Source organism: Parabacteroides sp. AF27-14, from assembly GCF_003635425.1.
Lineage (GTDB): Bacteria > Bacteroidota > Bacteroidia > Bacteroidales > Tannerellaceae > Parabacteroides > Parabacteroides distasonis.
Map to the genome: position 1 here is coordinate 145,957 of NZ_QTLZ01000011.1, position 20,617 is coordinate 166,573.

The window sequence follows — 20,617 nt, forward strand, 5'->3', positions numbered from 1 at the left end:
ACCAATCCTTACGATCTGAAGAATTTCTTCCTATACTTATAAAAAGTATTCTTAGAGACGTTGAAATGCTCGCAAATCGATCCTACCGATTCTCCCCGCTCCAACATGTTCATGATCTCCCCCTTATGGGCGTCTAAGAAGAACAACTTGGATTCCGAGCCTTTAGGACGTCCCAACCGCTTTCCCGTACTTTTCACCTGTTCCAAGGCGTCTTTTGTACGTATGGAAACCAGACTGTGATCAATCTCGTCTACTTGCTTGAAGACATTAATCATCAATTGGCGATCCATCCGGTCATCGAATATATAACGGTCGTTTATACAATAGACCGTCACGTCCTTCTCCATGCAAACGGTAAGTATCCCCATCAACTCATATAAGGTAAGACACAAACGGGTAATATCCGATACGATCAAGGCATCCCCTTTCTTCAAGCGTTCGAGAACAAGTTTTAACTTTGGTCCCGGCTGTTTCGCTTTCTCTCCGGATACTTCCATGACCCATTTATCCACATGGATATCTTTGGCCGCGGCAAAAGAAGAGATCTCTTCCCTTTGAATATCCAAGTGTTGCCGGTCCGTAGCCACATTTAAATACGCTATCGTCATAAATTTCACTAATTGTTTCTAGCGTGAAGGTACAAAAAGAATGAGTATATCTTCAAGATTATGGGATGTTTAACGCTTTATTTCGTACATTTGCGTTTATATTCATATATTATGATAACACATATACGAGTAGCTAGCCAACAATTGGAACAACCCCGATTCGAGTCCCCGAAAGAGTTGGTCTCTTGGATGGGCGCTATCCAGGCGCAGGAGTATGAGATGGCCAAATGGGCGATCGGTATTCGCTTGAGATCCTCTTCCCTTGAAACGGTAAATGAGGCTTTGTACAAAGGTGATATTCTACGTACCCATGTGATGCGTCCAACTTGGCATTTCGTGGCCGCCGAGGATATCCGTTGGATGCTTATGCTATCTTCCGAGCGTATCAAGGCTGCCGTTATGTCGTACGCCAAGGGACATTTCGGGAAGATAGAAAAAACGCTGTTCACAAGATGCCTAGATCAGATCGGAAAGATACTGGAAGGATACAAAAGCCTGACCAAACAAGAAGTAACGGCGGAATTGCAAAAATCCGGGATTTTGCCCACCATAGATCACGTAAACCTTTTCCTTACATGGGGTGAGGTGGAAGGCATCGTCTGTAGCGGGATCGATAAAGGAAAGAAAACGACTTACGCCTTATTGGACGAACGTGTCCCTCCTACTCGTGAACTTTGCAGGGAAGAGGCTCTGGCGAGATTGGCATCCAGATATTTTCAAAGCCACTCCCCTGCCCAGTTACAGGATTTTGTTTGGTGGTCCGGGCTAACCGCTACCGAGTGTAGGCTCGCTATCAATCTGATCAAGACGGAGTTAATAACCGAGACGTTCGATTCCCGTGAATATTTCATCCACCAATCATGGAAAGGAAAAAATGAGAGCAAACCTGTACTGCGTCTCCTCCCCGCCTTCGATGAATACTTGATCAGTTACAAAAACCGCACGGACGTATTGCCGCTAGAACATCATCCAAAAGCGTTCAACCGATTCGGCACCTTCTACCCGGTTATCTTGTATAACGGAAAGATAATAGGTAATTGGAGCCGCTCCATTAAGAAAAACACCATTCAAATAGAAATGGACTTTTTCGAGAAGAAGCCCCGCATTCCAGTGAAACTAATCCAGCAGGCCGAAGCGCAAATAGACGCTTTTTATAGAGGCTTATTGTACCGCCCAGCGCTTCAATGTCGGGAAAAATAATTTCATATTCGCTACGGCCTCCTCTTTCGTATAATGAAAGTCCGCATCTTTATTGAACTCATCGACAAACTGGACACAATGATCGATCATCTGATCCATCGTACAGTCCATCGTGAAGGCCCCGTCCTTATAACAATAGCAACAATATTCCTCATTCTTGCTTCCGTCATGGTTCGTTCCAAACTCCTCATTCTTTTGCAGCGGCATACCGCAGCTTTGGCAAAATTTTGTTTCCATACTAATTTATTTTATTGGTATATAAATCTTTGTCACTTGCGTATCGTCATCCTCTTCCGAATAACTCACATATTCCTCAAACGCCATTCCATGCCGTTTGGTATAATTGAAATCTATATTTATAGTATTATATAGTTCTTGTAATCCCGCATAACTACCTTTTAAGGTATAAACCGCATATTTTCCTTTCTGCAAACGAATCGTACCGAACATCCCCGATGGAATAATCTCCTTCCCGACCGAAGCATTACTCCACTTCTCGGTCTCTTCTCTCAGACGTGCTCGCAACTTATCCATATAAGCTTTCGGAGATACGCTGAATTGTTTCTTGAACGCTTTCGAGAAAGATTGGGGGTTATCATAGCCTACCCGACTCGCTAGATCTGCCAGACTCATATCTTCCGTATGCATATATAGAACCGCTCGCTCTACACGCTGCCTTGCCACATAAGCATATAATGACTCATTCAAGGCTCCTTTCATAATACGTAGTAGCTGCCGCTCGGACACGTTTACCTGCCCGGCTATTATATCCAGTCGTAAAGGGAGATGCAAATTCGCATTGATATAATCAATTACTTGATTAATTTTCCGTTGATATATGTTTTCCGTATCAGGCTTCATCCTATAGATTCTTATGATGACAAAAATACATAATCCCAACAGACTAACAATTGTCCAATCTCGCCAATTTGAGATTTCCCCTATATTTATTTAAAAGCCATCAACTTCAAGATTCTATAGATTGTAAAATCAGTAATTCTGTTACACTTATCAGTAATTGGTATACAAAAGCAATGGAATATCTTAAATAATTTTGTGATATGGATAAAATCAAGAAAACAAATATGAATATAAAGAAAATAACCATTGCCATGTTGATCACATTAATCTCCATTGGCAATATAAACGCACAAGAAATGAAAACTGAAATTCCAAAAATTAGTGAATTCCCTACAGGAAATGAAAACACCGGGTTTGAACAATATTTCTCGGGGAAGTCTTGGCTAGCGCCATTAACAAGCAATAAGGATTTAAACGTACCAATGTTTAACGTAACGTTTGAACCTAACTGCCGAAACAACTGGCACACGCATACAGGAGGACAAATACTCATCGCCGTAGGTGGTGTGGGTTATTATCAAGAACGAGGTAAAAGCGCCCGTCGTTTACTACCCGGGGATGTTGTCGAAATCGCACCAAACATAGAGCATTGGCACGGCGCCTCACCGGACAGTTGGTTTTCGCATATCGCCGTAGAATGTAATCCCCAAACCAATAAAAACACTTGGCTTGAGCCGGTAAGTGATGAGGAATATGGGAAGACCGTAAATGATAAGTAGTAGATTTTCCTTATCGTTTACACAAACCGAGCCTAAAAGACACTCCGGTTTCCCCTAGAAGAAACTGCAGTTTCTATCCTAGCGGGAAACTGTAGTTTCCTAAGAAAGAAATACAAAGAAACTGTAATATGCTAGTAAACAGAATATTGAATAATATATTCTCATCCTATGCCCTGTATATAAGACATTTTTCTCACAAAATTCAATCCGTACAATTAATATCATTAACAGATTCATTCTCATACGCAGACTTTTGTGATTTTATAAATATATCACGGTACTCATCAAGTAAGTTAATGTCCCGCAAATCATTAACGCCTAAAATCTCACGGATTAAATCCGCCTTGCCTGCTTCTATCTCCACTTTCGGTATCATATATCTTAATTTAGATTAATAAATAAAATCATCTGTTTGGTGTTTTAAACAGACATCGTCACCCTTTTGTTTATACAAAATTTAAATTTAACACAACAAATTTTACAGTATCCAAAATTTATCCCCTTAACTTAATCAACCAATAAGGATAGTCAAATCCCTTTCTAAATTGTTATTCACTAACAAGGATATTTCAAAATCAAAAAATCAATCTTATGGAGAAAAATATTTTCTGGTTAGAAAATGACCAACTCAAAGAGATAGCCAGTTCATTTCGGGAAAAGGTTGAAGAGGGATTAAAACATGAAAATGCGGAGATACAATGCATACCGACTTTTATCTCTCCCAAAACCTCTGATATTAATGGAAAAGCATTGGTTCTCGATTTAGGAGGAACCAACTATAGAGTAGCGACCGTCGATCTTGGACAAGGATCACCAACCATCCATCCCAACAATGGGTGGAAAAAAGACATGTCGATCATGAAATCACCGGGATATACTCGTGAGGAGCTATTTAAAGAATTAGCCGATATGATTGTCGGGATAAAACGGGATGAGGAAATGCCAATCGGCTATTGTTTTTCTTATCCAGCAGAATCCGTACTCAGTGGAGACGCCAAATTGTTACGTTGGACAAAAGGAGTCGACATTAAAGAAATGGTAGGGCAATTAGTAGGCAAACCACTTCTCGACTACCTAAACGAACATTGTAAAATCAAATTTACAGGTATTAAAGTATTAAACGATACTATCGCCAGCTTGTTTGCCGGCCTAACCGACAATAGCTATGACGCCTATATCGGTCTGATCGTAGGAACAGGCACCAACATGGCCACTTTCATTCCGGCGGATAAAATAAAGAAATTAGATCCGAGCTATAATATACAAGGCTTAGTCCCTGTCAACCTAGAGTCGGGCAACTTCCATCCTCCATTCCTCACGACAGTCGATGATACGGTTGACGCCATTTCAGGCAGCCTTGGAAAACAGCGGTTTGAGAAAGCGGTTTCGGGTATGTATCTAGGCGATATATTGAAAGCAACTTTCCCTTTGGATGAGTTTGAGAATAAATTCGATGCCCAAAAATTGACCGCTATCATGAACTATCCGGATATTCACAAGGACGTATATGTAGATGTAGCTCATTGGATCTACAACAGATCAGCACAATTAGTCGCCGCATCGCTACTGGGCCTTATTCAGTTACTGAGATCATATAATAAAGATATACAAAAAATCTGTCTAGTAGCCGAAGGCAGTCTATTTTGGAGCGAGAATAGAAAAGATAAAAACTATAACATTCTTGTTCTGGAGAAATTACAAGAACTCCTTAATGAATCCGCATTAGCGGATATAGAAATCCATATCAACAATATGAATAACGCAAACTTGATAGGAACAGGTATAGCGGCGCTCTCTTGAAATCAATATGAATGAAGTGAATCTTGAACTATAAAATTACGTTTTTCAAAATAAATAGAAAGTGCGGGTATTCTTTACATACGATACCCGCACTACTTTTTCCGCAGAAAAATGATTGTATAATTCACTCATAGCGCATCGCACAAATGGATTCAGCCCCAGAGGATGAAATATAACCGCAATCATATCAATATTAGCTAGTGGTTTGGATTGGATATCGTAATCAATAGAGAATACCGAAATTTTCCGCCTTATTGATAGCTTCGATCGCATTATCTACATTTAGCTTTGCCAATATATTCTTTCGGTGATTATTTACCGTATAAATACTAAGATTTAGCTTATAAGCGATCTCTTTGCTCAGAAAACCTTGCCGAATTAATATTAGTATTTCTTTCTCACGCTTGGTTAATTGAGGTTCGGCTAGAATAACTGTCGACGCAAGTATCAGTCCTGTCTTTCTATTGATAACTGTCCGTTTAATTCTTTCGGTAGGCGATACAATCGGGATAATACTTGGTTCCGAAAATCTGTACCCGCTGATATTGTGCAAATTGTATCTGTTCTCATTTATCTATTATGCTTTACTTTGCATTATTTTAGTTTTCAAATATATTTAATGATTATGAAGTTGAAATTTGCCAAGAGAATGTCTTATATAAAGGCTTCGGAAATAAGAGAAATACTCAAAGTTACAGAACGGGAAGATGTTATTTCATTTGCTGGTGGACTACCTGCCCCTGAGCTATTCCCCATAGATGAAATTAACAAAATGAATCAGGTCGTTTTGCAAGAAGCAGGAGCAAAAGCTCTTCAATATACGACTACTGAAGGGTATTATCCTTTACGTGAATGGATTGCCAAACGAATGAATGAACGCTTAGGGACATCGTTTGATAAGGATAATATTCTTATAACTCACGGTTCGCAACAAGGATTAGATTTATCCGGAAAAGTATTTCTGGACGATGGTGATATCGTATTGTGTGAAAGCCCCACCTATTTAGCAGCAATTAGCGCATTCAAATCATATGGGAGTGGCTTCATTGAAATTCCAACAGATGAAGAAGACATGGATATGGCTACTTTGGAAGAGGTACTGAATAATACTCAAAATATAAAACTAATATATGTAATACCAACCTTTCAAAATCCCACTGGAAAAACATGGAGTTTGGAAAGACGAAAAAAACTGGCTGAACTATCTGCTTTATATGATATTCCTGTTATTGAAGATAACCCTTATGGAGAATTAAGGTTTGAAGGAGAGTCTTTACCCTCTATAAAGTCTTTTGATAAGGTAGGTAATATCTTATGTACTGGTAGTTTTTCTAAAATCTTTTGTCCGGGCTTTCGGATTGGGTGGATTGCAGGTGATAAAGATATTATCCGCAAGTATGTGTTAGTTAAGCAAGGCACTGATTTGCAGTGTAACACAATAGCTCAAATGACTATTGCCGAATATCTAAAACGATATGATATTGATGAGCATATTAGCAAAATAGTAGAAGTCTACAGAAAACGCAGAGATATAGCATTAGAATGTATTGAACGCTATTTTCCTAATGACATAAAATATACTCATCCTCAAGGCGGGTTATTTACTTGGATTGAATTACCCGAAAATATTTCAGCGCGTGACATCCTGCAAAAATGCATTGAACAGAAAATAGCCTTTGTACCCGGCGGTTCATTTTATCCTGTTGAGCACAAAGAAAATACATTTAGAATAAATTACTCTAATATGCCAGAAGATAGAATCATGAAAGGACTTCAAGTAATAGGGGAAGTACTAAAGGAATACATACATCAGTTAAAGTGATTTTTAATTATATCCCCCAATTGTTTTAAACGTTCTTCAAGAAGTGGAGTCCATCGTTGTCCATAGCTTAAACGCATACAATTGGTATATTGCTCTTGTAATGTAAACATACGTCCGGGGGCTATGCTTATTTTTCGCTGCATAGCCCGATAATAAAGTTCTGTTGTATCAATCTGTTTGTCTAATTCCACCCAAAGCATAAATCCTCCTTGTGGAGTAACAATTTTTGTATTCTCGGGGAAGTAATCCATGATGGAATGGGCAAAATGAATACTGTTTGCGTATAATTCTTGTCGCAGTTTACGTAAATGGTTTTCGTATCTGTCATTCTCCATGAAATTGGCAACCGCTTCTTGATTAAGCGCAGGCGTAGAAATAAGGTGAATATTCTTTTGGCGAATAATAGCATGTTTAAATTTGCCGGGAGCAATCCATCCTACCCGATACCCCGGCGCTAATGTTTTAGATACCGCACCACACCATAAAACAAGCCCCTTCTTGTCAAAAGCCTTGCAGGGCTTAGGACGTGAATTTCCAAAAAATAAATCACCATATAAATCATCCTCGATCAAAGGTATATCATATCCGGCCAGCATATCAACAACTACCCTTTTATGTTCATCAGGCATACAACTTCCCAATGGATTATTAAAGTTGCTTATAAGCAGGCAAGCTTTAATTTGTGGTAAAACTTTTTTCAGCGCATCTGGATCAATCCCTGTTACTGGATTGGTAGGTAATTCCAATATACGCAACCCCATACTATTGGCTAATTGTAACATTCCAAAATAGACCGGACTTTCAACCGCAATAGTATCTCCTACCTTAGTAATTACAGATAAAGCTAAAGCAACCGCATTAGTAACTCCAGCAGTTGTCACTATATCATCTTCTGTCAAGTTTCCCTTCCAACTATACGTAAAACGAGCTATAGATTTACGTAATCGCATATTTCCCTGTGTTTCATCATACCGGGTTCCATTACCCGGAAGTGCCTGCATAGCTCTTATAAGTTCTTTATTAAGTTTTGCAATTGGTAATAAAATAGCTTCGGGCATTCCTAATGAAAATCGAGTGATCGATTTATCTCCTATTTCTAACGAGCTGTATACGTCAGCAATCAAATCTATCACCTCTTTGCTCTCAGGCTTTACAGACGGTTGTGTTGTCGCTGGAACAGATAGGCGTATGGGTTTGTAATTGACAATATACCCTGATTTTGGGCGTGATATTATAAATCCGTCTTTTTCCAATTCATAATATGCCTGAATTGCAGTATTAAGACTTACACCATTTTCATTGCTAATAGTGCGTAAAGAAGGTAGTTTCTCACCAGCTTTCCACACGCCTTTCTTAATTTGATAGGCAATAGTTCTCGCTATTTCTTGATATAGGATTTCTTTTTTCATACTTGTCAGGTGTTATCTGTATCCTGCAAATATACAAAAATCGTGTCTGTATCTGTTTTGGACTTTGAATTACTTTTACAGAATGACTTTTGTATTGCTTTGCTATTCTTAAATGAAAGAAAGGTATTCGAGTAAACAACTGAATTTAAACACCATTAATAAAAAAATCACAGTAAAACAGGTTTCAGATGATAATATCTAAAATCAATACAGAGATTGAAACCTTCTGCATGGATAGTGATTTCCGACAATCGTACCCCCTAATCGTTTTTTGGGGAAGGGGGTACGATTTGGATACTCAACCGTGTCTTTTCGTGCCCTTTTTTTGTCTTTTAAGCAAGACTGAAACAATAAAAAAAGTCCTACAATACGTTGATATTGTAGGACTTGTCTCTTTTTTGTCACCGTTTGGCTTTGTTCTTATGTGATCCGCCTGGGATTCTCCTAACGGAGTTACCACGCTGATATTTAAAACTTTATATTTTTAGTTTCAAGCATATCCCATGAATTATCCCACTAATTTGCTACGTGCTTTTGCGGTAGTTTGCTCATGGAGCAATACTGAGGACAAAGATAGTGATTTTTTGTTATCTATGCAAAATTCGAGAATTTTCTAATTACATTATTAATTGCAGATTTCTCATTTACTATTTGGATCATTGGAAAAATGAAAGAAGTAGTGAAGAATAACTCGATTTTACTAAAAGAGAAGCAAGTTTGGCACATTGATAAAAAATAGGGCATAAAGAATTACTTGGTTTTTGTTTTATGTCATAGATATTTTGTACCTTTGACAGATATTTAACGTTAAATAGACTATTATGGGAGAATATTCAAAACGTGTGGGTGAAGTTGGAGAATCTGTTGTGACAGAATTCCTTAGTCTCATTGGATGGAAAGACCCAATGAGGAATAATGATATTGCGAGTGTTGATCCTGAATTTAGGAAATACACTAATGGAATTGACGGCTATTACCATTATTTGAGTCCTATGATTAGTAATACAATTGAAAATGTATTGTATTCATGTAAATATAGTAATGACCCTTATCCTGTATCTCAGATTATACCTTTATTTAAAGAACGCTATACAGAATTAGCAAAAGCAATAGAGTCTTTTAAGAAATCTGAGCTAAAGCAACAGACTATAAACAATCATGAATATATTGACAACTATTTTGATAGAGGAGTTTTGTTTTGGCTTAACAACTCTGGCAAAGGTGAGCAAAATATTATAAATAGACTTGAAAAAATAGAATTGAATACAGGTGTTAATCATGATGGAATTTTTCTAGTTGATAATAAACGGATTGAGTTTATATATGATGCTATTTGTTTCTCTTTGTTGAAATATAGAGATTTCGATATTGATTTTATTTATTTTAATAACGGATTGAATAACGATGAAAGAAATCTTAGAAACGGGAAAATTATGCCTGTACAATATATTAATTCCAGTATATTACCTTTAAGAATCAGCAAGAATGATAAGACAATTGTAGCTATTTTTACTATAGAAGGATTTGATAGAGATGATCTTATGAAGTATATGGGAATTGCTAAAAATATTGGATGTAATTCTCAAGGTTCTACAATGATTTGTTTCCCAGATTATCTTGAAACAGAACATTTACCTATTGTTAATAATATTAAGCAAATATTTAACGATCCTTCATTTACAACCAATCTTACAGTTGCTAATTATAATAATTCACCTTTAAGATAATAATATGGAAAAATTAGAGATAAATAGACATATTCCCTTTGGAATAACGCTGCAAGATGTTATAAGTCATCCTTCTCTCACTGATTCTAAATTAAGAACTTTATTGAGAATGAGAGGGATTTACTTAGAAGACTTTAAGGATAATGAAACATATCCATTATTGTTATCAACAATTCTTTCTCCCTATGAATTTGAATTCATAAAAGAAAATATTAGAGGCAAAGAAGTTAGTAAGAAGATCGCTTCTAGACCTTTAGCTTGGCATAATAATGAAAATTTAATAAAAGTTGTTCCTGATAAAATTAATTTAAAGGAGATACTAAGAGAGTCTGGATCTCGTCATAAAATAATTTCTCAAAGCAATTTCGCACCAGTTGATGGTAATCCGAATAAAGTGCGAATGCAGTTTCGTTGTCAAACAAATAATTACAACTCAGGTTGGTATAGAACAAAAAACGAATATGAAGGAGAAATTGTTATTGAAAAAGTAAATGGTAGTGATAAAGTTTATCTCCGAATAATTTACACATCTCCTGAAACTCAGAATATTGCAGATTTGGGAGTAAGATATTTGGTAAATGATTTTAAAAAGAAAAATTATACAAAGCCTAATAGCGATGTTGAAAGAATTTTATATAATAGTTTTGATAATGAAGAAAGAATTACGTTCTTTTTAAGTTTGACAGATAATTCAGAAGTGTTCAACTTTCAACGTGCAACAGATTTAGATGTTGCCCCTGACAGAACAAAAGATATGCCAGCAGAATTAAACAAGTTCATGGCAGGAAAGGTGAATACTTTAAAAATAACAGGAGAAAGTTTGCATGAACATTTTTTAATAAAGGAGAAAGCAAATCATCAATACATCGAATTAGCAGGAATAGAGGCATTATATGACTTTTCTTATCATGCAGCCGAAGGTAATTGTATTGTGCAATTTGGGTTTAATGGGTATTTTAAGAAAAGAATAAGTAATATAGAATTTTCAGTTGATATTGCTACTGTTAATCTGAAAGATGAATACAAGGGAATAAATAAAGAAAAAGTTAAATTGTATTTACTGCAGGAGTTCGAGAAATTTAAAATGGATAAATACAATCTACTTAAGCATAAGGGAAAGTAAAAATATTTAACAATTTATGATAACGGTTGATTTTACAGATTTGGAGCTTGAGAAATTAATAACTCACCATGTTGGAAATAAGTTAAGGGATGAGAAGATTTCGTTTTCCTCTAATGTTTCAATACTAGATGAAAGCACTCGTAGTTTTTTGCTAAAGTATTTTATACTTCCTTTAAAATCAAATGAATTATTTTCTTTTTTTCATTCGGTAGAGTTATCCATGAATGATGTTTATCTGTTATCAAAACAATTATTTAAAGATCCTGATTCACTTTTTATTGATTATTCTCAAAACATAGCTAAACTTCTTTATGAACAATCTATGCATCCGAAAATAAAAGAAGGTGAACTTAATATTGCTTATTTCTCAAATATTTGTTTAGGCGATAAAGTTACCAATGCTATTGGAATATTTAAGTCAGAAAATAATGTTCCATATCTCAAGATGAATGCAAAAAAAGATGGATACATAATTAGTCATGATTATGGCTATGCAATTAAAGGAATAGACAAAGGTTGTATTATACTAAATACAGATTCTGAAATGGGATTTTATGTCTTAATCTCTGATAATGAAAACAAAGCTATAGAAACACAATATTGGAAAGATGACTTTTTAAAAATACAATCAATAAACGATGAATATTATAAAACAAAAGAATTTTTAAATCTCACTAAAGATTTTGTTTCAAAAAGGCTTTTAGTAGATTCTAATATTAGTAAAGCAGATAAAATTGATTTATTAAATCGTTCAGTTGAATATTTTAAAAAACGTGAAGTATTTAATAAAAGTGAGTTTGAAGAAGAAGTCTTTAAAAATGATGATTTACGAAGCTCTTTCAAAATATTTGATAAGGCTTATCGTGAAGAAAACAAAGTTGATATATCTGATAGTTTTAATATCTCATCACAAGCTGTAAAAAAGCAAGCACGAGCTTTTAAAAACGTTTTAAAGTTAGATAAAAATTTCGATATATATATACATGGTAGTAGAGATTTGATGGAACAAGGTGTAGACGAGAATGGACGAAAATATTATAAGATATATTATCAAGAGGAAAGCTAAATATAAGTAAAGTGTACTTTACGTCCTATCCGTTCTTAGCTAAAGCTAATGAGATAATCAGGGAGAAATCGGCTTACAAATACAAATCTTCCTACTGCTTCTTCAGCTAGCAATAACTTTCCTGTCATCAGACGTATAAGCGATTTGCGATACTTAATCGTTCTATAAGGTAACATTCTATATCAGTTCTTCATTCACAATCATCGTTTTATTCTCTTTCGTTTTTTTGTTTTGTGTTTCTGTGCCTGTAATTCTCCTGCCAGTGTGCCATCATAATTATTGCTATCATCTAATGAGAAGATAGATAACAAAGAATCACTGCTATTGTTATTTCGTTGATTGTTAAAATGTTGTTTTTTCATCTTGCTATCAAGATTACAAGAAATACTGTTTTCTTTTTCACTGGATTGGAATGTTTCTTTTTTCTTTTCGCTAGTAAATTGTCGTTCTTGGATAGCAAGTTGTTCAGGTGTAGAACCGTTCTTCATTGTATTGTGATAGTCAAATGATTCTGTCTGCTGACGATTATAGCCGAACATTTTATCAAAGCCCTGTTCCGCTTGTTGGAATAGATTCACACGGTCAAAGCCACCTTTTATTACTCCGTTTTTAGTATTCTTATGGTTGGTAAGCGGTGACAGTTTCTTTTTATTGGCTTGATCTTTACGACTTACAATCAAATGACAGTGCATATTTAGTTCATTATCTGAACGACTACGTTCAAAATGAATCTTACCGTAAAACTTTATATCCAAAGCAGATAGCTCTTTATTAAAGTTCTTGGCATATTCAGGAATAAACACTTCGCAAATATATCTTTTCATTGCTTCGGCTTTTTCCTGCTCTGTGCTCCCCATTACTCGGAGTTCTTTTTCCGATGGGCTGACATGAATGGCATAAAACTTAGCATCCGATTTTAGAAGTTGCCCGATATTACTATCTATATCTTTTATGACGGTTGATTTATAGATGTTATCCTCTGTCAGATTGAAAAAGCCTTCGGTATAGATACCCTTTTCCATTCGTTCTAAATCTTCATGCTCTAGATAATTAGTTAGCTGCCGACTACTACCAGCATTATTGTATGTTCCGTTTGATGGTGGGGCAAAATCTATGTGCATAATCCTATATATTTATCAGATTGCTGATTTCGGCTTTCAGGTTCTCTTTCTTTCTGCTATCCATCACGCCGCAAGCAGAAAGATCTGAATAGAGTTGTATCAGTTGAAGCAATTTTTTATAATCCCGTTGGTGTATCTGGTAGAGTGCATTAATCTGTTTGGACTGGTTGTTTATCACATCGGCATGATTGCCAAACTGTTCACTTAGCTTTTTAAGTACGGCTGTTTGTCTCTCTTGACTGGCTTCTAGTTGAGAGAGAATAAGAGTTTCCAAAGTTTTGCCGATAGCATCAAAGCGTAAAGCGATTGAATTTGTAGCCCGTATCATGGGATTTAGTTGTTCTTCCTCATAGTGACGGATGAAGCGGATAATATCATCCTGTCTCTTATTTATTTTCGCCAGTTCCGATTTTACGGATTCAGGGGCTTCGGATGGGTTGATATGCGCCTTATCTATATACCCGAATGCCAACTTTACAACTTCACTCTTTTTCAGTGAATAGCGTTTGCATAGCTTCTCTACCAAAACTGCCGCTTCCTTGTCTATGGAAATGGTAGTGAATATCGTTTTTCGACTGCTATTTGGCATGGTAATTACTTTTTTATAGAAATATGAATAGATAAATACCTGATAATAAGCATTGCAAAGAAAATGCTTATTACAGGTGTCATTACAGCGTGTTCTTGTAACACACTAAAGCCGAAGGCTTTGCCCCGCAGGGCAAGAGGGAAGAACAGGACTTGTCCAGTTCCCTCTTGCTCGATTTAGCGAAACAGGCTGAACCGATAGGTGAAGCAGTTTCTGCTAAGTCGGGGTGGCAGCACAAAGGAATAGCTCAAACACAGGCTTCTTTCCTCTGCTGCTTTTTGCTATCAGGGTTGATTTGCTAACTGATTGGCTTTTTCAAATTGTTTGTAAGTTTGAGAATCGGCATATTTACGAACGAAAGCCCGGATGTAGCTGGCTCTATAATAAGTTTTCCGCCCAATGGTAAAGTAGGGAAGTACACCTTTCGCCCGATAGCGCTGTAGGGTTCTGAAAGATGCTTTCAACAGAAAGGCTAAGTCTTGATTATCCAACAGCCTTTCATTTTCATCAAATACGGTATCGGTATTGATAAGAGATTTCAGATCTTGCCCGATTTCTGTGAGTTTTTTGGATAGCTTCTCCATCCACTTCTCGAAGTTTTCGTTGTCTATATACATTTTGCTTCAATTTTTAGTTCAACATTATTGTTTTCAATCGATTGATGAAGCAAAGTTCTGCAAAACAAGGTTGCAGAAAAAGAGGAGTAGGTAACTACTCCCCGAAAAGAGAATTTCAAATCTCTGGAAATTAATAGTTTACACAAGTATCTTTTTTGATCTTTATCGGTTCTTCCGTTTACGGTCTTCTCTACCAATAGCATTTCGCAAAGCGTCCAATGTTTTAGTAAGATTGTACGGTTTACGAGTAAACACTTCACCAATCTTATCGTAGATACTACCGAATTTAAGATTGAAAAGCTGCTCAAAGCCACGAGCTAAAGAAGCCTCTGAAACAGGTTTTCCATTCTTTCCGATAATCTCTCCTTGAAGAAACAAACCAAGTACAATTTCAGCAATACCAATAATTCCCAAGTCTTTTGACTTAGGAATTACATACAGGTCTGATTTGAACTCTGTAGACACAGGCGAATTAAACTGTTCGGGATGGGTAATTTTTAGGTTGAGTAACTCTAATTCTGCATCAATCAAGGATAATGCTTTATGAATGTATAGATTTTTAGGCGCATTTTTCCCCCTGCCCATCCTGATACAACCCCTTTAAAGGGGCTATCTCAATACGGGTGAGATTCAGCATTCGGAAGATATGAGTGTAATCTTCCGAATTACTAATTGTTACTATTTGCTTCACAAAATCTTCATAAGCATCTTGCATTTCTGTGTTAATAACTTCTTGTGAGGTGTCAGCCAGTAAGATGAAAAACCTCGTTCTCAATAAATCATTCATAGGCATAAAATTTAATTGTGAATAAATTATATATCAAAGCACTAGCTTTGTATGCTGAATGATTTCTTGTTTTGTTTGTAGTTCCTCTGCTAATCAGAATGATTCAAGGGGTATTCAGCCTTATTGGTCGCAATTCCAGAAATGGTGAACTTCAAAATCCTGCTTCTTACAAATATAATCCACTGGCATGAGTTCTAAAATAGCGAAATGTAGCTATACAGAAGAACTGAAACTTGCATCAATCCTTGTCAATCAATCGTTTCTTTATATAGTTCATAATCTATCTTTCTTCATGGCAAGTAATTCATCTAGTTTACCCTCTGCAATATATGGCAAACACTGATGTATCTTATCGGTAGACCAATCCCACCATTTCAGTATTAGCAGTTGTTCAATTATCTCTGCATCGAAGCGTTTTCGTATTTCTTTGGCAGGAGTTCCGCCCACAATCGTATAAGACGGGACATCTTTCGTCACTACGGCACGTGCGGCAATAATCGCTCCGTCACCAATATGAACACCTGCCATAATCACAGCTTCGTAGCCGATCCATACATCATTGCCGATCACAATATCGCCTTTGTTATCCCATGCAGTAGTAATATTCGACTTCTCCAATTCCCATTCTTCATAGAATAGAGGGAAAGTATAGGTAGATAGAGACTTCAATGCATGATTCGCACAATTAAACAGAAACTTCGTGCCACAGGCAATAGAACAAAACTTGCCAATGATTAACTTCTCCCGATGGATGGGATAATGATAAAGTACATTGTTCTTCTCAAATAGCAAGGGATCAGCTACAAAGTCATTGTAAATAGTATAATCGCCCACCTCAATTTGCGGATCTTTAATCACGGCATTCAGATAGACTGTTTGCTTATCTCCGGTGCGTGGATATATTTTTGTCATCATAACTTGATTCGTTTTTAATAGTGTTTACTTTTCAGATAAATAATAGATTGCAGTGCCAGCAGGATCACAAATAGATATTCTGCCGTCAAGTAGAGGGGTAAAGATGCATCTATACAGAAACTCAACCAATAGAGATATACTAAATACGCACAGGTGGTTGTCACCTGAAACAGAAAGGTGATTTTGGTTTTCCCCGTTCCTCCGACCGCATTGAGATATACATAGCCGGGTAGTGCAAACGTGTAATTCAATAGCATCACTACGAAAGGAGCAAATGCTAATTCCACCAATAGTTCGCTATCGGTGTAGAAGTCCACAATCCAACGATTACAGAGCAACGCAATTCCTACCAATGGGAAGCCAATAGCATAGCCTAATTTCAGAACCTTGTGACAGATAGGGAAAAGCTCGTTTCTCGATCCGGCTCCAATAGCATTACTCACCAATGAACCTGTAGTGACAGCAAAGGAATTGGCAATTACGAAAAAAATTGCCGATACGCTTCGGGTGATATTGGAAATAGCTAACTCTGTTTTCCCTAAATGCTCGATTGCCACGAAAAATAGAAACCAAGGGGCTACACTGATAAAAGCATGGAGCATACTCCACACAGACAGATTCAGGACTTTGATAAGTAACCGTCCATCATAAACGGGCTTCAATCCGTATTTGTCTTTGTCAATCTTCGCTTTTGTGTAGATACAAAGCACAATCAAAGAACCCATTTCCGCTAAAGATGAAGCGATGGCTGCTCCCGAAATACCTAATTCCAGTTTGAAAATTAAGAAGTAATTCAGTGGGATATTAATCATTATCGCAGTAACAGCCGACCACGACAAGGCTTTTGTGTGCGTTATTCCAACGAAGAAAGAACGGATAGCCAGAAAAGGAAATGAGAACAACAGCCCGAAGCTACGCCAGTCCAAATAGTGGACTACTGCCTGATAAATTTCCGGTGAAGAAATTAGCCGTTTCAATAGATACGGAGAAACGGCATGAATCAGCAGGCAAAGCAAGACGGCTAATCCCGATAAAAAGAATAGCCCCTGAAAGAAAGTCTTTCCGGTTGCCTTATAATTCTGCTCCCCGTTTCTGCGGGCAATCATTACTTGCAATCCAATACTGAACCCGAAGCCCAGCATATAGACCGCCAGATAATAAATTCCGGCAATAGCGGATGCTCCCAATTCTACCTCGCCTACGTGACCTAAAAAGACAGCATCCGTTATATTGATTAACTGCTCCATTAAGATGCTCATCATTACCGGAAAGTTGATGAGCCATATTTGTTTATATGTATAATTCATTGCTCAACTGCAAAATAGCACGACACGAACAGACTGCATAATATAGTCTGCCAGCTCGTAAATTCATAAATAAAAGGATATAAAATCTCTGTGGCAAATAAATCGTTATTTGTCAAATAGCTGAATAGCTTTCTTGAAGGGGGCTATTCGCAGGAGCGTAGCTATATGCAGAGTTTCATAAGAAGTGAATACTATTTGTTAGTTGATATAGCGCAAATGTATGAAAAATTAAGAAATTCAATCTATCAATTCATGGATTTCTTTTATATGCAGGTGCAAATGTCCCAAATATCCCTCTATCATTTCTCTTAATGTAACCTTTGCTCCTGTAAAGTCGCACCAGTAACTATCCAGTCTACTCTTATTTATCGAGTGAATCACCTGAATGATGTGCAGATTGTAGAACTTCCACAACTGGATTAAGTTAGTCCAGTCTGCATTCTGATAATCTTGCAGAGCTATCCACAAGTCATTATCCTGTGTGTAATCAGGGAAGAAAAGCAGGTCTTTGCTATATTGCAACCGAACCATGCGTTGATGATTGTTGGATGCCGAATCAATCAAGTGACCGAGAATCTGCTTGATGGTGCGATTCTGCGCATTTCGCCTTTGTGTGATAACCTCTACGGGCAGACTACTTAACAATTTCTCTTCTGCTTCAATAACCTGTGCAATGCCAGCGGTTATATGTATAAGATTACTTTCTTGCATAACTTTCTAATTTTAAATACTTCTGCAAAAGTAAGTTCTTTGCCTATCATCCACTTGTAAAAAACTGACTTTATCACAAATGACTACGCACGACTATGCGATTTAATAATATTCAGCCTACAATCTTCAGAAAAGAATGTAGAATACGAAGAATGGGAAGACAGATATTGAGTAGGCGAACAGCCTGTAAACTCTTTAAAGTCTTTCACCAAGTGCGAAGGATCGTAAAAGCCACACGAATAAGCCAAGTCTACGAACTCCATCTTCGGATGATTCTGCAACAGATACAGTGCCCGCTGAAAGCGAACTACTCGATAATATTCTTTAGGGCTCATTCCTACATAGTTGGTAAATACTCGCTTGAATTGCCTATATCCCAAACAAGCACTTTCAGCGAGGGTATTCACATCTATTTGCGGTTGATTGATTATTTGACAGATAGCATGATGCGTTCTTTGGTAGTTACAATTTGCATCGACCAACCGTTGTATGAAAAAGCGTTCAATCCACTGGATGCACGTTTCAACGGTTGGTTCGGCAGAAATATTTCGTTTCAGGTGATTCAGTTCAATATCTTCCAAATCTTCTACATCTATATAATGGTTGTAAAGTTCACTCATAGAACACCGCACAAATGGGTTTAACCCCAGAGGATGAAATATGACGGCAATCATATCAATATTTCCTTCTGAAATCAAACTCCCATAAGTAGAGAACTGTCCCCGGATAAAATTCTTTGGCTGTAAACCTTTTGATTGGATATTCAGATTCTCACCCCGATGGAAAACAAGGTGTACGCACCCCGATGGAATAGTCTGTACCATTACTGGCTCTACTTCATCGGTTTTTAGCACCCAATAGTATTTAATGTATTGGGAAAGTATAGGTGACGGATATAGAACTTTGCTTTCTCTCATCGCTATTTCGTTAATCTGCTGTGCGCTTGGCGGTAAATATAGGCGTTAATCTCCGCATGACAATAAAGTAAGCCGAAAATTTAGATGAATGGCGTGTGTTTTGTTCCGCTATATGTCAGTGTTAAACGGTGCATCGCCCTCGTTACCGCCACATATAACATACTCCGGTCAATCTCTGAATGATAATTCCTATCATCCACCTGTGGGATAATCACCTCATCAAATTCCAACCCCTTTGCCATGTGTGCAGAGGGGATAACAATACCCTGCACAAAAGCTGAACTTTGGCTCGATAGGAAATGAATATCGGGAATTTGTAATTTATCTGCCAACTCACGGGCTTGCAATTCAGTTTTGCAGACAATCCCCAGTGATTTATAGGCGGATTCCTGATAGGTGGCAATTAATTCTTTAATAGCAGATAGTTCTTCTTTCTCATTATTAAATTGTAATACTTGCGGTTTCTCTCCATGCCGTGCGACTGGTTCAAGATCGGTATTTGTCCGTATTTTCTGTGCAAAAGCAGTGATCTCACAAGTAGAACGGTAGCTTTTACATAGCTTCATCACTTCGCCCGCAGCAAGAGCTTTCTGAATCATATCCGCAGTAGACGAGCCGTAAGGATTGACCGACTGGCTGGCATCGCCCAACACCGTTTTTCGGCAAGGGAATAGCTTTTGTATCACCTTAAACTGGATTGGAGAATAATCTTGCATTTCATCTACCAGCAAATGTTTGACACAATTCTTTGTACTACCTTCCAAAGCGATATGCAGATACGCCATTGGTGCTATGTCGGTATATTCAAGCGTGCGGTTCTTCCGCATTTTAAATAGTTCCGGCTTACCCATCCATGCGAAGAAATCTTTATAAACTTGCAGATCATTGTTTCCGGCAAACATTCGCTTGATCTCTTTTTTAAGGAAATTCCGTTCGGCAGTCGTCACCGTGAAAGCATACTGTACTTTCATCATATCGAGAATATAATCCGTCATTGCCTCAAACCGCTGGCGCATGGGATAGCGGTTGAAGCGTTGGAATTGCTCTTCGATAAATTCAGCCGGGACGGTGATGTGTTTGGTTAGTTTCACATCTTCTGCCCTAAAGTAGTGGCTTTCGATGTGCAAAATAAAGCGATCCAGACTAGCGATGAAGTCGAAAGATGATTTATATTCGATTCGCTCGATAAAGTCCGGTGCTGGTTTTGTCAGCAAATCATTCACTTGCTCGAAAAAGCTAAGGTATTTGTATTTGTGATTCAGTACTGGAAAATCCAGTGTAAGCTGCCCCCTAAAACCAAGTGATTCTACCCCCTTAA

At 37.3% G+C, this 20,617-nt stretch carries 22 protein-coding genes and 1 pseudogene; 7 read left to right on the forward strand and 16 right to left on the reverse strand.

The features are described from left to right. Positions 1 to 8: 8 nt before the first annotated feature. On the reverse strand, positions 9 to 608 hold the full coding sequence (locus DWY79_RS13145) for a recombinase family protein (RefSeq protein WP_005856646.1): 600 nt from the start codon (positions 606 to 608) through the stop codon (positions 9 to 11). Between the two features lie 111 nt (positions 609 to 719). Here DWY79_RS13145 and DWY79_RS13150 point away from each other — a divergent pair, with 111 nt between their 5' ends. Continuing rightward, entirely contained in the window at positions 720 to 1,808 is a 1,089-nt protein-coding gene (locus DWY79_RS13150) for a winged helix DNA-binding domain-containing protein (RefSeq protein ID WP_122369480.1), read from the forward strand. Here DWY79_RS13150 and DWY79_RS13155 read toward each other — a convergent pair. Both DWY79_RS13155 and DWY79_RS13160 read right to left on the reverse strand, forming a co-directional pair. Beyond that, the gene (locus DWY79_RS13155) at positions 1,770 to 2,045 is read right to left on the reverse strand and encodes a zinc ribbon domain-containing protein (RefSeq protein WP_122369464.1); all 276 of its coding nucleotides are present in this window, start codon (positions 2,043 to 2,045) and stop codon (positions 1,770 to 1,772) included. The two genes, DWY79_RS13150 and DWY79_RS13155, sit on opposite strands and share 39 nt — an antisense overlap. A gap of 6 nt (positions 2,046 to 2,051) precedes the next feature. Next, entirely contained in the window at positions 2,052 to 2,669 is a 618-nt protein-coding gene (locus DWY79_RS13160) for a helix-turn-helix domain-containing protein (RefSeq protein ID WP_005862072.1), read from the reverse strand. A 200-nt stretch (positions 2,670 to 2,869) separates the two neighbouring features. Between DWY79_RS13160 and DWY79_RS13165 the strand changes: the two genes are divergently transcribed. Continuing rightward, positions 2,870 to 3,388 carry a cupin domain-containing protein gene (locus DWY79_RS13165; protein ID WP_022192111.1) on the forward strand — a complete coding sequence of 173 codons (519 nt, stop codon included), beginning with the start codon at positions 2,870 to 2,872 and terminating at the stop codon, positions 3,386 to 3,388. Between the two features lie 202 nt (positions 3,389 to 3,590). Here the strand turns inward: DWY79_RS13165 and DWY79_RS22775 are convergent, their stop codons facing one another. Further along, complete coding sequence (locus DWY79_RS22775; protein WP_172681326.1) at positions 3,591 to 3,764, reverse strand: hypothetical protein; 174 nt, start codon at positions 3,762 to 3,764, stop codon at positions 3,591 to 3,593. A gap of 215 nt (positions 3,765 to 3,979) precedes the next feature. On the opposite strand from DWY79_RS22775, the gene DWY79_RS13170 reads away from it, so the two are divergent. Continuing rightward, positions 3,980 to 5,188: a hexokinase gene (locus DWY79_RS13170; protein ID WP_121772898.1), complete on the forward strand. Its 1,209-nt coding sequence runs from the start codon at positions 3,980 to 3,982 to the stop codon at positions 5,186 to 5,188. Between the two features lie 223 nt (positions 5,189 to 5,411). Here the strand turns inward: DWY79_RS13170 and DWY79_RS13180 are convergent. Then, positions 5,412 to 5,696, reverse strand: a pseudogene (locus DWY79_RS13180) (response regulator transcription factor); the annotation flags it as partial. A 117-nt stretch (positions 5,697 to 5,813) separates the two neighbouring features. Here DWY79_RS13180 and DWY79_RS13185 point away from each other — a divergent pair. Continuing rightward, positions 5,814 to 7,010: a PLP-dependent aminotransferase family protein gene (locus tag DWY79_RS13185; RefSeq protein ID WP_122369481.1), complete on the forward strand. Its 1,197-nt coding sequence runs from the start codon at positions 5,814 to 5,816 to the stop codon at positions 7,008 to 7,010. Here DWY79_RS13185 and DWY79_RS13190 read toward each other — a convergent pair. Then, positions 6,998 to 8,419 (reverse strand): PLP-dependent aminotransferase family protein, encoded by a 1,422-nt coding sequence (locus tag DWY79_RS13190; protein ID WP_122369465.1) that lies wholly within the window; start codon positions 8,417 to 8,419, stop codon positions 6,998 to 7,000. The genes DWY79_RS13185 and DWY79_RS13190 overlap by 13 nt on opposite strands. An 821-nt stretch (positions 8,420 to 9,240) precedes the next feature. Here DWY79_RS13190 and DWY79_RS13200 point away from each other — a divergent pair. The 3 genes from DWY79_RS13200 to DWY79_RS13210 are packed head-to-tail and all read left to right on the forward strand — an operon-like array spanning position 9,241 to position 12,335. Next, positions 9,241 to 10,146, forward strand: coding sequence for a hypothetical protein (locus tag DWY79_RS13200; protein ID WP_122369467.1), 906 nt, complete (start codon positions 9,241 to 9,243; stop codon positions 10,144 to 10,146). A 4-nt stretch (positions 10,147 to 10,150) separates the two neighbouring features. Then, on the forward strand, positions 10,151 to 11,269 hold the full coding sequence (locus tag DWY79_RS13205) for a hypothetical protein (RefSeq protein ID WP_122369468.1): 1,119 nt from the start codon (positions 10,151 to 10,153) through the stop codon (positions 11,267 to 11,269). Between the two features lie 16 nt (positions 11,270 to 11,285). Then, on the forward strand, positions 11,286 to 12,335 hold the full coding sequence (locus tag DWY79_RS13210; RefSeq protein WP_122369469.1) for a nucleoid-associated protein: 1,050 nt from the start codon (positions 11,286 to 11,288) through the stop codon (positions 12,333 to 12,335). 200 nt (positions 12,336 to 12,535) lie between these two features. Here the strand turns inward: DWY79_RS13210 and DWY79_RS13215 are convergent, their stop codons facing one another. From DWY79_RS13215 to DWY79_RS13265, 10 genes are all read right to left on the reverse strand, one after another. Then, entirely contained in the window at positions 12,536 to 13,456 is a 921-nt protein-coding gene (locus DWY79_RS13215; protein WP_122369470.1) for a DUF5712 family protein, read from the reverse strand. 4 nt (positions 13,457 to 13,460) lie between these two features. After that, positions 13,461 to 14,045 (reverse strand): BfmA/BtgA family mobilization protein, encoded by a 585-nt coding sequence (locus tag DWY79_RS13220; protein ID WP_122369471.1) that lies wholly within the window; start codon positions 14,043 to 14,045, stop codon positions 13,461 to 13,463. A gap of 284 nt (positions 14,046 to 14,329) precedes the next feature. Next, on the reverse strand, positions 14,330 to 14,662 hold the full coding sequence (locus DWY79_RS13230) for a helix-turn-helix domain-containing protein (protein ID WP_122369472.1): 333 nt from the start codon (positions 14,660 to 14,662) through the stop codon (positions 14,330 to 14,332). 162 nt (positions 14,663 to 14,824) lie between these two features. Beyond that, entirely contained in the window at positions 14,825 to 15,247 is a 423-nt protein-coding gene (locus tag DWY79_RS13235) for a hypothetical protein (RefSeq protein ID WP_122369473.1), read from the reverse strand. Next, a complete protein-coding gene (locus DWY79_RS13240) occupies positions 15,222 to 15,455 on the reverse strand; it encodes a hypothetical protein (protein WP_017141558.1) in 234 nt (77 codons plus the stop codon). The genes DWY79_RS13235 and DWY79_RS13240 overlap by 26 nt, the downstream gene beginning before the upstream one ends. Before the next feature lie 267 nt (positions 15,456 to 15,722). Continuing rightward, positions 15,723 to 16,364, reverse strand: a complete 642-nt coding sequence (locus DWY79_RS13245) for a CatB-related O-acetyltransferase (RefSeq protein WP_122369474.1) — start codon at positions 16,362 to 16,364, stop codon at positions 15,723 to 15,725. 14 nt (positions 16,365 to 16,378) lie between these two features. Next, positions 16,379 to 17,671 (reverse strand): MATE family efflux transporter, encoded by a 1,293-nt coding sequence (locus DWY79_RS13250; RefSeq protein ID WP_122369475.1) that lies wholly within the window; start codon positions 17,669 to 17,671, stop codon positions 16,379 to 16,381. 237 nt (positions 17,672 to 17,908) lie between these two features. Further along, positions 17,909 to 18,382, reverse strand: coding sequence for a DinB family protein (locus DWY79_RS13255; protein WP_122369476.1), 474 nt, complete (start codon positions 18,380 to 18,382; stop codon positions 17,909 to 17,911). Positions 18,383 to 18,465: 83 nt separating this feature from the next. Beyond that, positions 18,466 to 19,299 carry a helix-turn-helix domain-containing protein gene (locus DWY79_RS13260; RefSeq protein WP_122369477.1) on the reverse strand — a complete coding sequence of 278 codons (834 nt, stop codon included), beginning with the start codon at positions 19,297 to 19,299 and terminating at the stop codon, positions 18,466 to 18,468. An 80-nt stretch (positions 19,300 to 19,379) separates the two neighbouring features. Then, positions 19,380 to 20,617 (reverse strand): 3'-5' exonuclease (locus DWY79_RS13265; RefSeq protein WP_158593850.1); only part of this gene is annotated, 1,238 nt, incomplete at its 5' end.